At 73.4% G+C, this 13,871-nt stretch carries 11 protein-coding genes; 4 read left to right on the forward strand and 7 right to left on the reverse strand.

The window, feature by feature from the left end:
• Nucleotides 1-386: 386 nt before the first annotated feature.
• Nucleotides 387-1,268: a LysR substrate-binding domain-containing protein gene (locus tag BUE45_RS30520; protein WP_073384394.1), complete on the reverse strand. Its 882-nt coding sequence runs from the start codon at nucleotides 1,266-1,268 to the stop codon at nucleotides 387-389.
• Nucleotides 1,269-1,339: 71 nt separating this feature from the next.
• On the opposite strand from BUE45_RS30520, the gene BUE45_RS30525 reads away from it, so the two are divergent.
• From BUE45_RS30525 to BUE45_RS30535, 3 genes are read left to right on the forward strand one after another with little or no spacing between them, the layout of a single operon-like run.
• Nucleotides 1,340-2,545, forward strand: coding sequence for a thiolase family protein (locus tag BUE45_RS30525; RefSeq protein WP_073384395.1), 1,206 nt, complete (start codon nucleotides 1,340-1,342; stop codon nucleotides 2,543-2,545).
• On the forward strand, nucleotides 2,542-3,237 hold the full coding sequence (locus tag BUE45_RS30530) for a 3-oxoacid CoA-transferase subunit A (RefSeq protein WP_073384396.1): 696 nt from the start codon (nucleotides 2,542-2,544) through the stop codon (nucleotides 3,235-3,237). Before BUE45_RS30525 ends, BUE45_RS30530 begins: the two co-directional genes overlap by 4 nt.
• Nucleotides 3,234-3,914 carry a 3-oxoacid CoA-transferase subunit B gene (locus tag BUE45_RS30535; protein ID WP_073384397.1) on the forward strand — a complete coding sequence of 227 codons (681 nt, stop codon included), beginning with the start codon at nucleotides 3,234-3,236 and terminating at the stop codon, nucleotides 3,912-3,914. The genes BUE45_RS30530 and BUE45_RS30535 overlap by 4 nt, the downstream gene beginning before the upstream one ends.
• 419 nt (nucleotides 3,915-4,333) lie before the next feature.
• On the opposite strand, the gene BUE45_RS30540 is transcribed toward BUE45_RS30535, so the two are convergent.
• The 6 genes from BUE45_RS30540 to BUE45_RS30565 form a co-directional block, all read right to left on the reverse strand.
• Nucleotides 4,334-4,897 carry a hypothetical protein gene (locus BUE45_RS30540; RefSeq protein WP_073384398.1) on the reverse strand — a complete coding sequence of 188 codons (564 nt, stop codon included), beginning with the start codon at nucleotides 4,895-4,897 and terminating at the stop codon, nucleotides 4,334-4,336.
• Complete coding sequence (locus BUE45_RS30545; RefSeq protein ID WP_073384399.1) at nucleotides 4,897-6,516, reverse strand: Nramp family divalent metal transporter; 1,620 nt, start codon at nucleotides 6,514-6,516, stop codon at nucleotides 4,897-4,899. Before BUE45_RS30545 ends, BUE45_RS30540 begins: the two co-directional genes overlap by 1 nt.
• A 269-nt stretch (nucleotides 6,517-6,785) precedes the next feature.
• On the reverse strand, nucleotides 6,786-8,939 hold the full coding sequence (locus BUE45_RS30550; RefSeq protein ID WP_073384400.1) for an acetate--CoA ligase family protein: 2,154 nt from the start codon (nucleotides 8,937-8,939) through the stop codon (nucleotides 6,786-6,788).
• 4 nt (nucleotides 8,940-8,943) lie between these two features.
• Nucleotides 8,944-10,173: a formyl-CoA transferase gene (gene frc, locus BUE45_RS30555; protein WP_073384401.1), complete on the reverse strand. Its 1,230-nt coding sequence runs from the start codon at nucleotides 10,171-10,173 to the stop codon at nucleotides 8,944-8,946.
• 15 nt (nucleotides 10,174-10,188) lie between these two features.
• Complete coding sequence (locus BUE45_RS30560; protein ID WP_073384402.1) at nucleotides 10,189-11,892, reverse strand: thiamine pyrophosphate-binding protein; 1,704 nt, start codon at nucleotides 11,890-11,892, stop codon at nucleotides 10,189-10,191.
• Nucleotides 11,893-11,988: 96 nt separating this feature from the next.
• Complete coding sequence (locus BUE45_RS30565; RefSeq protein WP_073384403.1) at nucleotides 11,989-13,416, reverse strand: MFS transporter; 1,428 nt, start codon at nucleotides 13,414-13,416, stop codon at nucleotides 11,989-11,991.
• Between the two features lie 139 nt (nucleotides 13,417-13,555).
• On the opposite strand from BUE45_RS30565, the gene BUE45_RS30570 reads away from it, so the two are divergent.
• Nucleotides 13,556-13,871, forward strand: a 316-nt coding sequence (locus BUE45_RS30570) for an ATP-grasp domain-containing protein (RefSeq protein WP_178378708.1), incomplete at its 3' end; no start/stop codon positions are given.

A 13,871-nucleotide genomic window follows, 5' to 3' on the forward strand; every position in this document is an offset into this window, starting at 1 on the left:
GGACCGGTGGTCCTGGGTGGTGCTCGTGGCCTACACCCAGTTGCGGTTGGCCCGAGGGCTTGTCGTCCAGGTGTGTCTGCCCTGGCACCGGCCGGTGGAGCCGGTCCGGATGAGTCCGTCCCGGGTCCGTCGGGGGTTTCGGTACATCCGCGCGGACCTGCCTGGGTGTGTGGGTGCACCGAAACCCTCGGGGCCGGGTCCGGGGCGCCCGGCGGGGAGTCGGAACAAGCGTCCAGCTCCCCGCTACGGGGTCCCGAAGAAGCACGAAACGAGCATTAAAGGCCGCTCCGGAGACAAGCAACCAGGTTAAACGCCAAGCTAGCGCCTGTCCTCCCCGCGCCCCGGCGCCCCGGCGCGGCGGCTCCCGGCCGTCGCGGGGCGGCCCCTCAGACCGTCGCCCGGATGATCTCCACCGTGCGCGCCAGGTGGGGCTCGGCGCGGTCGGCCCGGTGGGCGACGGCGAGTTCCACGCGCGCGTCGGCCCCGGCCAGCGGGCGGTAGGCGACCCCGTCCAGCGCCAGCGCCGCGACCGGTTCGGGCACGACCGCCACCCCGAGGCCGCCGGCCACGAGGGTGACCAGCGTCGAGGTCTCGCCGACCTCGTGGCGGATCCGCGGTTCGACCCCGGCGTCGCGCAGCAGGCCCAGGACGACGTCGTACATCACCGACCGCCGGTCGGCGGAGTGCACGATCAGGTCGGTCCCGGCCAGGTCCTGTGCCCGCAGCCGGGCGCGGCCGGCCAGGCGGTGATCCGTCGGCAGGGCGACGATGAGCCGGTCCCGGCGCAGCACGTGCACCGCCAGGGAGAGGTCGGCCGCCGGCGGGCGCAGCAGCGCGACGTCGATCGCCCCCGTGCGCAGCGCCTCGACCTGGTCGGGCGCCAGCATCTCGCCGCGGAAGGAGAAGTCGACGCCGGGCAGCTCCGCCGAGAGCCGGCGGGAGAGCGTCGGCAGGAGGCTGTAGGTCGCCGACCCCACGCACCCCAGCGCCAGGTGGCCCACCGAGCCGGCGGCGACCAGGCGGGCGTGGTGAGCGGCCCCGTCGACGTCGGCGAGGATCGCGCGCGCCCGCTCCAGGTAGGCGCGGCCCGCCTCGGTGAGGTCGACCCGCCGCGTCGTGCGGTGGAGCAGTTCCACGCCGAGGTCGGCTTCGAGCCGGCGGATCTGCTGGGAGAGCGGCGGCTGGGCCATGTGCAGCCGCTCGGCGGCACGGCCGAAGTGGCGCTCCTCCGCCACCGCCACGAAGTACCGGAGGTGACGGAGATCCATATGCTCTGCCTATCAATGACGAGGGATATGAGTACTTCAGGATATAGCGCTCAGGGATTACCGTCACTGCCATGAGTGCTTTCCTGTACGCCGCGACACGGACGCCGTTCGGTCGCTTCAACGGTGCGCTGGCGGGCGTGCGCCCCGACGACCTCGCCGCCGCCGCCATCACCTCCACCCTCGCCCGGGTACCCGGGCTCGACCCCGCCGCGATCGAGGACGTGGTGTGGGGCAACGCCAACGGCGCCGGGGAGGACAACCGCAACGTCGGCCGCATGGCCGCCCTCCTCGCCGGACTGCCGGTCGCAGTGCCGGGCACCACGGTCAACAGGCTGTGCGGCTCCGGCCTCGACGCGGCCATGGCGGCCTCCCGGACGATCGAGACCGGCGACGCCGACGTGGTGCTGGCCGGCGGCGTGGAATCGATGACGCGCGCGCCGTGGGTGCTGCCCAAGCCGGCGAAACCCTTTCCGGCCGGCGACGTGACCGCGGTGTCCACCACCCTCGGCTGGCGCCTGGTCAACCCGCACATGCCCCGGGAGTGGACGGTCGGCCTCGGCGAGGCCAACGAACTGCTCGGCGAGCGCCTGGGCATCTCGCGTGAACGGCAGGACGCGTTCGCCGCGCGCTCACACCGCCTCGCCCACCTGGCCTGGGAATCGGGCTTCTACGACGACCTGGTGGCACCCGTCCCGGGGACCGGCCTGGTCCGCGACGAAGGCGTGCGGGCCGACTCCACACCGGAGAAGCTGGCCGCGCTCGCGCCCGCGTTCCGCCCGCCGGAGCAGGGCGGCACCATCACCGCGGGCAACGCCAGCCCCCTCAGCGACGGCGCCTCCGCGATGCTGTTGGGCAGCGAGCGCGCCGCGGCCGCCATCGGCGCCGAACCGGTCGCGCGCGTCGCCGGCCGGGGCGTGGCGGCACTGGAGCCGCGGGACTTCGGGTACGCCCCGGTCGAGGCCGCCGAACGCGCGCTGGCCCGGGCCGGGATCGGCTGGGACCGGGTGGGCGCGGTGGAGCTGAACGAGGCCTTCGCCGTGCAGGCGCTCGCCTGCATCGACGGGTGGGGGGTCGACCCCGCCCTGGTCAACCGCAAGGGCGGGGCCCTCGCGATCGGGCACCCGCTGGGGGCCTCCGGCGGCCGGGTCCTGGCCACCCTGGCCGGGGTGCTGCGCGAGACGGGGGAGCGCTACGGCGTCGCCGCGATCTGCATCGGGGTCGGCCAGGGGCTGGCCGTCGTGCTGGAGAACTGCGCGGAGCAGGGGGGCACCCGATGAGCCGGGCGGAGATCGTACAGAGCGCCGACGCCGCGGTGGCCGGAGTGGAGGACGGGTCCACCGTCCTGGTCGGGGGCTTCGGGCTGGCGGGCATGCCGTTCGACCTGATCGAGGCCCTCATCCGGCAGGGTGCCCGGGACCTCACGATCGTGTCCAACAACGCCGGCAACGGCGACGTCGGGCTCGCCGCGCTGCTCGCGGCCGGACGGGTGCGCAAGGTGCTCTGCTCCTTCCCGCGCCAGTCCGACTCCTGGGTGTTCGACGGCCTCTACCGCGAGGGGAGGATCGAACTCGAACTGGTGCCGCAGGGCAACCTGGCCGAGCGGATGCGCGCGGCCGGGGCCGGGATCGGCGCCTTCTACTGCCCCACCGGGGTCGGCACGCCGCTGGCCGAGGGCAAGGAGGAGCGCGAGATCGGCGGCCGCAGGTACCTGCTGGAGTACCCCATCAAGGGCGACTACGCGCTGATCGCCGCGCACCGGGCGGACACGCTGGGCAACCTCACCTACCGCAAGACCGCCCGCAACTTCGGGCCGGTCATGGCGACGGCGGCGACGACGACCGTCGTCCAGGTCGACGAGGTCGTCGAGCCCGGAGGGCTCGACCCCGAGGCGGTCGTCACCCCCTCCATCCACGTCGACCGGGTCGTCCGGGCGCAGGCCCGCCGCTACACCGTCCAGGGGGCACGATGACCTCGCCGAGCGACCGGCCCCGCGCAGGGGCGCCGACGGCCGCCGACCACCGCTTGTCGATGGACGAGCTGGCCGCCGTCATCGCGCGCGACATCCCGTCCGGGGCCTTCGTCAACCTCGGGATCGGCCAGCCCACCAAGATCGCCGACCACCTGCCGGCCGACTCGGGGGTGGTGCTGCACACCGAGAACGGCATGCTCAACATGGGTCCCCGGGCCGAGGGCGACGACGTCGACCCCGACCTGACCAACGCCGGGAAGGTCCCGGTGACCGAGCTGCCCGGAGCGGCGTACTTCCACCAGGCCGACTCCTTCGCCATGATGCGCGGCGGGCACCTGGACGTCTGCGTCCTGGGTGCCTACCAGGTGGCCTTCGACGGAGACCTGGCCAACTGGCACACGGGCCGGCCCGACGCCGTCCCCGCCGTGGGCGGTGCCATGGACCTCGCCATCGGCGCCAAGGACGTCTACGTGATGATGCCCCTGTTCACCCGCTCCGGCGAGCCCAAACTCGTGCCGCGGTGCACCTACCCGCTCACCGGCGTCGGCTGCGTGGGCCGTGTCTACACGGACCACGGCGTCTTCGACGTGGGGCCCGAGGGTGTGCGCATCCGGGAGACGTACGGGATCGGCGCCGGCGAACTCGCGGACCGGCTCGGGATCGCGTTCCCCGGCTGATCGGGGTGCCCGTGCCCGGGTTCGCGCTTCTGCCTGCGGGTTCTTCGCCGGTGGGGGTCCGCCACGCACCTGCGTGGAACCGGCTCGGGATCGGGTTCCCCGGCTGACCGGGGTGCCCGCGTCTCCCGGGTTCCCCGCCGGGGGCCCGGCCACGCGTATGCGCGCGACGGAGCGGGATCGCGCTTCCCGGCCGGTCCGGAGCCCGTGCTCCCCCCGGTCCGGGTGCCCGAGCCCGGCGGCCGGCGGCCCCGGCGGGTGGTGCCCGCCGGGGCCGCCGGCCCGGCCGCCGCGCGCACGCGCGGTGGCCCGTGCCGGGTGGGGGGACCGCCTCGGGTCCCACCCCGCGCACGCGCGGTCCGGTCCGGGGCCGCTCCGTCCGGAACGGTCCACGGGGCCGCCGCCGCGCGCACGCGCGCGGGTCAGTCCGGCCGCCGGCGCCCGCGGGGCGCCCGGCCCGGCCCGCGCCGGCGCTGGAGGTGCGCCGCGTGCTCCACGTAGCGCTGGAACAGCGCCTCGGCCACCGGGTTGTGGCCGCGCACGCGCATCAGCCAGTGCGGCATGGTCCGCTCGTGCAGCCACAGGAAGCCGATGGTGAAGCCCAGGCTCAGCATGGCCTGCAACAGCAGGAACGACGGCAGCGGTTCGCGCAGCGCGGACCCCGCGCCGGTCACCCACGCCACCATGTGGGCGTCGAACAGCTGGGCGGCCGGGAACCCGAGCAGCCAGTACAGGGCCAGCGGCGCCACCGCGCCGATCGGGAAGACCCCGCGCGCCAGCAGCACGCTGTAGGCGGCGCCCAGGACGGCCAGCGGCAGGCCCAGGGCCAGCCCGGCGGTGCCGGTCATGGCGGCCGGGAGGCCCGCCGCCATCCCGACCCCCGTGGCGAACAGACCGGCGACGGCGCCGATGGCGGCGCCCGGGACCGCCACCTCCAGGTGGACGGCGGCGCTGCCCCACGGGCGCAGGGCGGAGGAGGCGGGCATCAGTCGACCACCACCCCGAAGGCGAACAGCGAGTAGAAGAGCGCGCCCAGGTAGAACACGGCCGCGAACGCGATGATCGCGTTGGAGACGATCCCGGGGCGGATGGGCTTGGGCAGCGTGATGTTGTTGACCAGCAGCAGCACCACGCAGTACGCGCCCATCGCGAACGCCGACAGGAACGCCAGCACGTCGAGGATGGCCGCGGGCCCGTCGGCCGGTCCGAACAGCAGGATGAGGATGCCGAAGCCGATCAGCCCCCACAGGAACATGCTGTACAGCTTCGAGAGCCCGAACCGCTTGGCGCCGGGCACGAAGTTGTAGGTCATGTCGGCCTGGCCGCGCGAGAAGGAGTCGAACAGCCCCAGCGTCGCGTTGAGGCCGATCAGCGCGATGAACAGGAAGAACACCGTTCCCAGCACCGGGCTGCCGGCCGCGGAGAAGGCGCCCGCCATCGCGTCCAGCGACGCCTCCCGGTCGCCGGCCCGGATCAGCTCCGTCACCTGCGGGTCGGTCCGGGCCGCGGACTGGGCCAGCACGGTGAAGGAGATCGTCACCAGCATGGTGATGCCCCAGAACAGCACCAGGGCGTCGAAGGTGACCCAGCGGCGCCACCCCTTCCACTTCGCCATCTCCGCGGGGTCGGAGGTGTCGAACATGAACCCGCGGGAGGGCATGGTCTCCTGCTCCCCGGCGTGCCGCAGCCCCCGGATCTTGGGGATGTGCGCGCCCATGCCCGCGCCCTTGTCGCGCAGGTGCAGGGTGTACCACATCTGCTGCATGCCGGAGGGCCCGGCGAAGGCGATCGCGCCGACGATGATCGGGAACCAGGCCGCCGTCATCGCCTCGTCCGGGAGGTACCCGAACGCGAACATCCCGCTGAGGGTGGAGGTCAGGTCGGACAGGTCGCCGACCATCGCCGCGACCACCGACGTACCGACCACCAGCAGGCCGATGCAGACGGAGAGCACGTTCTCCAGCAGGTCGTAGATGACCTTGGCGAGGGTGAAGACCACGCCCACCAGGAGCATCCCGGCCACCGCGGTGGCCTGCCAGGGGATGCCGGTCACCCGTTCGAAGGCGGAGGCCCCCGCCGAGAGGTGGCCCGGCCAGATGTAGACCAGGATCGCGGTCAGGAAGAAGAACCACATCAGCGGCTTGAACACGCGCGCGGCGCCGTAGAAGATGCTCTCCCCGGTGGCCATGGCGTAGCGGGACATCTCCAGCATGACCACGGCCTGGAGGGAGAGGCCGATCAGGAAGAGCCAGCGGATCTCGGGGCCGAAGATGAGGACCAGGCGCGGCCACATGTAGGACTCGCCCATGCCCACGCCCAGGGCGACGAGGAACACCGTGGGGCCGAGGATGTGGATGGAGGGCGGAGCCTTGGGCAGGCTCCGGATGGGCATCGGCTCCAGCCTGCCCGCCTTCCAGAACCGCTCCTCCTGCGGAGGGGCGGCGGAGGCGTCGGCCGGGGTGTCGGAGGAGGCTGTGGTGGCCGGTTCGGCGGGGGGACCGGACTCGGAGGGGTGGGCCCGGCGCTGCGCCGGGACGTGGGCTCCCTGGGTCCCGGACGACGCCGGGGGGTCGGAGGACTGGGGGGCGGGGGGTGAGGAATCCAAGGCGGTGCTCCGTGTGTGCGCGAATGCGAGTCGGTGGTTCGCATGTCGCCCCCGGGTGGTGCGGGACCTCCTGTTCTGTCGGGTACGCGGACGGATCACCGTGGCCGGACGCGGCCGTCCGCGCGGTGACCGGTGCCCGGCGGCCTTGCGGCGGCGGCTCCAGGGCCGCCGGGCGGGTAGGGGGTGTGCGTTCGGTGCGGTGGGCGTTCGGCGCGGGCGCCGTGCCCCGGCGGCCCGGCCGGAGCGGCGGGCTCCGGCCGGGCACCCGGTCAGAGTAGTCCGGCGGCCCGGGCCCAGCGGTACTTCGCGCCCAGGACCTTCACCGGCATCTCGGTCGTGTAGGGGTAGGCGACGATCCCGTGCTCGAAGAGCCGGCGGCTCGCGGCCTCGACCTCGGTGTCGCCGGAGAGCGAGGCCACCACCGGCTTGTCGATCCCGGCCGCGCGGGCCTTGCTCACCACGTCGATCACGACGTCGGCGAAGACCAGCGGCGGGGTGACGATGGTGTGCCAGTAGCCCAGGACCAGCGCGTGCACGCGGGGGTCCTCCAGCCCCAGGCGGATGGTCTTCTCGTAGGTGGAGGGCGGCTCGCCGCCGGTGATGTCCACCGGGTTCCCGGCCGCCCCGAAGGGCGGGATGAAGGCCCGGAAGGCCTCGTCCAGGTCCGGCGGGATCTCGTACAGCGACATCCCGTTGTCCACCACCGCGTCCGAGAGCAGCACGCCCGAGCCGCCCGCACCGGTGATGATCACGATGTTCTCCCCGCTGGGGGCGGGCATGACCGGGAGCGCGCGGCCGTACTCCAGGAGTTCGGTCAGTCCCGGGGCGCGGACCACGCCCGCCTGGCGCAGGATGTCGTCGTAGACCTTGTCGTCCCCGGCGAGCGCGCCGGTGTGCGAACCGGCGGCGCGGGCCCCGGCGGAGGTCCGGCCGGCCTTGAGCACCACCACGGGCTTCCTGGGGACCACCTCGCGGGCGGCGGCCACGAACGCCCGGCCGTCCTTGAGGTCCTCCAGGTGCATGGCGACGGCGTTGGTGTTCTCGTCCTGGCCGAAGAAGGTGAGCAGGTCGTCCTCGTCGATGTCGGCCTTGTTGCCCACGCCCACGATCGCCGACACCCCCGTGCGCGTGCTGCGGCTGTACCCCAGGATGGCCATGCCGATCCCGCCGGACTGCGAGGTCAGGGCGGTCCCCCCGGCCACGTCGTACGGAGTGCAGAAGGTCGCGGACAGCTTCTGGGGCGTGTAGTAGTACCCGTAGATGTTGGGTCCCAGGATGCGGACCCCGTGCCGCCGGGCCACCTCCAGCACCTCGTCCTGGAGTTCCTGCTCGCCGGTCTCGGCGAAGCCCGACGGGATCAGGATGGCGCCCGCCACCCCCTTGCGCCCGGCCTCCTCCAGGGCGCCGGCCACGAACCTGGCCGGGATGGCGAAGACCGCCACGTCCACCTCGCCGGGCACGTCGGTGATGGACTTGTACGAGGTGAGGCCGTTGACCTCGGCGGACTTGGGGTTGACCGGGTGGATGGCGCCGCGGTAGCCGCCGTCCACGATGTTGCGGATGACGGAGTTGCCGATCTTGCCTGCCTCGTTGGAGGCGCCGATCACGGCGACGGAGCGCGGCTTGAAGATGCGCTCCATGGAGGCCAGGATCTCCTCCCGGCCGAACCGCCTGGGCCCCGGGGCGGGCTCGAAGTCCAGGACGAACCGCAGGTCGGCGGCGATGGCGCCGGACGCGGTGGCGAACACGGGGTTGAGGTCGGCCTCGGCGATCTCGGGGAAGTCCGTGACCAGCTCGGACAGGCGCACCAGCAGGTCGGCCAGGGCGTCCCGGTCCACCGCCTCGGCGCCCCGGACCCCGTCCAGGACCTCGGCGGCCCGGATGTCGCCGACCTGGGCGAGCGCCTCCCGGCGGGTGACCGGGGCCAGGCGGAAGGAGACGTCCTTGAGGACCTCCACCAGCACGCCGCCCAGTCCGAACACCACCACCTTGCCGAACGTGGGGTCGGTGGTGGCGCCGACCAGGACCTCCAGGCCGCCCGGGACCATCTGCTGGACCTGGACGCCGTCGATGCGCGCGCCGGGGTCGTGGGCGCGGGCGTTGGCGGTGATGCGGCCGAAGGCCGCGGCGACCTCCTCCGCGCTGTCCAGCCCGACCTCCACCCCGCCCGCGTCGGTCTTGTGCAGGATGTCGGGGGAGACGATCTTGGCGGCCACGGGCAGGCCCAGCTCGACGGCCAGGGCGGCGGCCTCCTCGGCGGTGCGGGCCAGGCCCTCGCCGGGGACGGGGATGCCGTAGGCCTGCGCGAGGACCCGGCCCTCGGGGGCGGTGAGGGCGGTCCGGCCCTCGGCCCTGGCCCGGTCGAGGACCTCGCGGACCGGGCCGGGGTCGCGGTCGGAACGCTCGGGGGTGTAGACGGCCATGCGCTCAGATCACTCCGTTCGATGAGAGCTCTGCCAGTTCCTCGGCGGTCAGGCCCAGCTCGTCGCGGTAGATGTCGGCGTTGTGCTCGCCGAGCAGGGGGGACCGGTCGACCACCACCGGGGAGTCGGAGAGGCGGATGGGGGAGGACACGGTGTGGTAGCTGCCGCGCTCGGGGTGCTCGACCTCGGTGACCACGCCGTTCTCCCGCAGCGTGGGGTCCTCGATGATCTCCCGGGTGGACATGATCGGCCCGCAGGGGATGTTGTGCGCGTTGAGCGCCGAGAGCACGTCCCACTTGGGCAGTTCCCGCGACCACTCCTCGATCAGGGCGAAGGCCTTGTCGAGCTTGTCCAGCCGGGCCTCGGGTGTGGCCCACTCGGGGTCCCCGGCCAGCTCGGGGCGGCCGATCAGCCGGGTCAGGGGCTCCCAGCCCGCGGGCTGGATGATCACGTACACGTAGTCGTTGGGGCCGCCGGGGGCGGTGCGCACGGCCCAGCCGGGCTGTCCGCCGCCGGAGGCGTTGCCCGAGCGGGGGACCTCGTCGGCGAAGTCGTCGTTGGGGTACTCCGAGAGCGGGCCGTGGGCGAGCCGCTGCTGGTCGCGGAGCTTGACCCGGCACAGGTTGAGCACCGCGTCCTGCATGGCCACCTGGACGCGTTGCCCCCGGCCGGTGTGCACGCGCTGGTAGAGCGCGGCGAGGATACCGGCCACTGTATGCATTCCGGTGCCCGAGTCGCCGATCTGCGCGCCCGTGGCCAGCGGCGGGCCGTCCTCGAACCCGGTGGTGCTCATCGAGCCGCCCATCGCCTGGGCGATCACCTCGTAGGCCTTGAAGTCGGCGTACACGCCCGGACCGAAGCCCTTGATCGAGGCGTAGACCAGCCGGGGGTTGGTCTGGGCGAGCACCTCCCAGGTGAACCCCATCCGGTCCAGGGCCCCGGGGGCGAAGTTCTCCACCAGGACGTCGCTGCGGCGCACCAGGTCCAGGAAGATCCGCCGGCCCTGGGGGCTCTTGGTGTTGAGGGTGATGCTCCGCTTGTTGGAGTTGAGCATCGTGAAGTACAGGCTGTCCACGCCGGGCTTGTCCCGGAGCTGGCGCCGGGTGATGTCGCCCGAGGGCGCCTCCAGCTTGACGACGTCGGCGCCCATCCACGCGAGGATCTGGGTCGCGGACGGCCCCGACTGGACATGGGTCATGTCCAGGATGCGGACCCCGTCGAGTGCCTTGCCCATGACTCTCCTTCCGGGCTACTTGTACATCGTCTGGTTCATGGTCCCCGGGGCGTACACCTCGGGGTCGATCCAGACGTTGATGAGGGAGGGCTTGCCGGACTCGCGGGCGCGGAGCAGGGCCGGGCCGATCTCCGCCGGGTCGGTGACCTCCTCGCCGTACCCGCCGAGCATCGTGGCGAACTCGGAGTAGCGCACGTCGCCCAGCGTGTTGCCGAGCTCGCCGCGGTCCGCGCCGTACTTGGCGATCTGCCCGTACCGGATCTGGTTCATCGAGGAGTTGTTGCCGACGATCCCCACGAAGGGCAGGTCGAAGCGGACCAGGGTCTCGAAGTCCCAGCCGGTGAGGCTGAAGGCGCCGTCGCCGAACAGCGCCACCACCTCCTTGTCCGGCCGTGCGTACTTGGCCGCCATCACGAACGGGATGCCGACGCCGAGCGTGCCGAGCGGCCCCGGGTCCATCCAGTGGCCGGGGGACTTGGGCTGGACGACCTGGCCGGAGAAGGTGACGATGTCGCCGCCGTCGCCGACGTACACGGAGTCCTCGGTGAGGAACCTGTTGATCTCGTCGACCAGGCGGTAGGGGTGGATCGGGGTGGAGTCCGAGGCCAGCAGGTGCGCGCGCTTGTCGAGCGCGGCCTGCTCCTGGGTGCGCAGCTCCTCCAGCCAGCCCTTGCGGGCCTGCGCCCCGGTGTCGCCGTACCCGGAGACCGCCTGGAGCACCGAGGAGAGGATCACGTCGGCGTCGCCCACGATGCCGAGGTCGATGTCGCGGTTCTTGCCGACGGTGGCGTAGTTGAGGTCGATCTGCACGACGGTGGCCTCGGGGGACAGGCGCTTGCCGTAGCCCATCCGGAAGTCGAACGGGGTGCCGACGATGATGATGAGGTCGGAGTTGTTGAAGGCGTAGCGCCGGGAGAGCTGGAAGTGGTGCGGGTCGCCGGGCGGCATGGTGCCCCGGCCGGCGCCGTTCATGTAGGCGGGGATGTTGAGGGCGCGGACCAGCTCGACGGCGGAGCCGGTGGCCCGGGTGGTCCACACCTGGTTGCCGAGCAGGATGCTGGGCCGCTCCGAGCGCACGATCAGCTCGGCGAGGCGCTCGACGGCGGCGGGGTCGCCGGCCTGGCGCGTGGACGCCCGGTACCGGCCGGCGGCCGGGACGCGCGCCCGCTCCACGGGGACCCTGGCGTCCAGCACGTCGCGCGGGATCTCCAGGAAGGCCGGTCCGGGGGCACCGTTGTTGGCCTCGCGAAAGGCCATGGAGACCAGGTCCGCGACCCGCTCGGTGTGCGGGACGGTGGCCGCGAACTTGGAGATCGGGTTGATCATGTCCACGTGCGGCAGGTCCTGGAGGGACCCCATCTTGTGCTGGTTGAGAGCGCCCTGCCCGCCGATGACCAGCATGGGGCTCTCGGCCCGGTAGGCGTTGGCGATGCCGGTGACCGCGTCCGTGGTGCCGGGGCCCGCCGTCACCACCGCGCAGCCCGGCCTGCCGGTGATCCGGGCGTAGCCGTCGGCGGCGTGCGCGGCGACCTGCTCGTGCCGGACGTCGATCACGTCGATGCCCTCGTCGGCGCAGCCGTCGTAGATGTCGATGATGTGGCCGCCGCAGAGCGTGAAGATCACGTCGACACCCTCGGCCTTGAGCGCCTTGGCCACCAGGTGGCCCCCGGAGATGGTGTTGTCGCTGTTGGTTTCGGTGGATACCTTGCCGTCGGCCATCGGTGCGACGACCCCTTTCGTGCGGGAGGACTGCTGTGCTTCAGCGGTGGGTGCGGGGGAGACGGTGGGAAAAACGGATACTGTATACCGTGTGCATCACATTGGAGCACTCCTGTGGCCCGCTGTCCAGACCCCGTGGGGAAGCGTCCGGATCGGCAGCGGCCGGCGCAGGCGCGCCGCCAAGACGGCGGCCGAGGCCGGGAGCAGGGCGGACGCGGCCAGGAGGGGCGGGTGGGCGCCCTCCGGTGCCAGGGACAGGAGCGCGATGGCGCCGCCCACCCCCAGCAGGCCGCCGACCGCCTTGGAGCCGTGGACGAGCCCGGCCAGGTCGGTCGGGCGCCCGGCCCCGAAGTGCCCCTCGGTGATCGCCCTGGTCAGCGGGTAGCAGGATCCGGTCCCCGCGCCCACGGCGAGCCCCAGGGCGACCAGCAGGGGGAGCGGGCCGGAGGGGACCGCGGCGGCCAGGCCGACCTGCCCCAGCGCGGTCGCGGCCAGCAGCACCGTGAGGGTCCTGCGGCGCCCGGCGCGTTCGGCGGCGCCGCTCGCGGCCAGTCGGCCCAGGCCGCTGGCCAGGGCGAACGCCGTGACCACCGCCGCGACCACCGTGGGATCGCGGCCCGTCGCCAGCAGGAGCAGCGGCAGCGCCGCGAGGGTGAACAGGCCGACCGTCCCGGACAGCGCCACGATCGCGTGCAGGGCGGGCAGCGAGCGCCCGCTCGCCCAGGCCTGGCCCGCGCTGAAGTCGCGCGCGGCCGGGGGGTCGGCGCTCCGGCGCAGCGCCGCCGCGCGCGGGTCGCGCCCCGGCGGCCACCAGTGCTCCGGTGCCGCGCGCTGGCCGATCCCGCCGGCCGCGCCCAGGACGAGCACGCCCAGGGCCAGGGCGGTGGAGGCCGCTGCCGGGGAGGCGGGGAACGGGCCGAGCACCAGGGCGGGCAGCAGGGGGACCGACCCCAGGGCGAAGGCCCCGCCCACGGCGCCCAGGCGCACGGTGTGCCGGTCCGGGAACCAGCCCCCCACCAGGTCCGCGCAGGAGTGGTAGACCAGGCCCGCCCCCGCGCCCCCGAGCAGGCCGTAGCCGGCCACGGCGGCCAGCGGGTCCGAGAGGTGGCCGACCGCGTACACGGCCGCGGCGCACAGCGCCGCACCGAGGCAGACCGCCGGGCCCGGGCCCAGCAGGCCGCGCGCCCCGAGCAGGCGCGGCACGGGGGCGAAGGAGCCCTGGACCAGTGCCCAGACCAGGAACGGGGCCAGGGCCTGGGCGGGCGTCCAGCCGTGCGCCGCGATCAGTGCGGGGGCCGCAGCCCCGTAGCCGAACTGGAGCACGCCCACGGCCGCGGCGGCGGTCAGGGCCCGCAGGAGCAGGGCGGACCGGGGCAGCCCGGTCAGCTCCCGTGCGGAGGGGCCGACCGTGTACCGCCTGCCCCGCCAGTCGCGGACGTCCGCGGTGTCGGTGGCGGGTGGAGCGGGGGGCGGCGGGGGCGGGGGGCGTCGGGCCGGCGGTCGCGGCAGATGGCGGGGGAACATGGCGGCACCTCCTTGTATGCAGTATGCAAAACAAGGGGTGGCTTGGGAAGGGGAATCTCCCCGTCCGTGCCTATTGAATACTGCATACAGTATGAAGTATCACTGTGGGTGGGGGCGACGAGCGGAAGGAGGAGGAGCGTTGGATCTCCACGAGTACGAGGCCAAACGGATCTTCGGCGAGTACGGCGTCGCGCTGGTCCGGGGCGAGATCGCCGACACCCCAGGCCGCGCCGCGGAGGCGGCCGGGCGCCTGGGCGGCAAGGTCGTGGTCAAGGCCCAGGTGAAGACCGGAGGCCGCGGCAAGGCCGGCGGCGTGAAGGTCGCCGAGGGCCCCGAGGGCGCCCGGGCCGAGGCCGAGCGGATCCTCGGCATGGACATCAAGGGCCACACGGTCCACCGCGTCCTGGTCGAGGAGGCCTCCGACATCGCGGAGGAGTACTACTTCTCCTTCCTGC

It is taken from the genome of Nocardiopsis flavescens, assembly GCF_900141985.1.
In the GTDB taxonomy this organism is placed as follows: domain Bacteria; phylum Actinomycetota; class Actinomycetes; order Streptosporangiales; family Streptosporangiaceae; genus Nocardiopsis; species Nocardiopsis flavescens.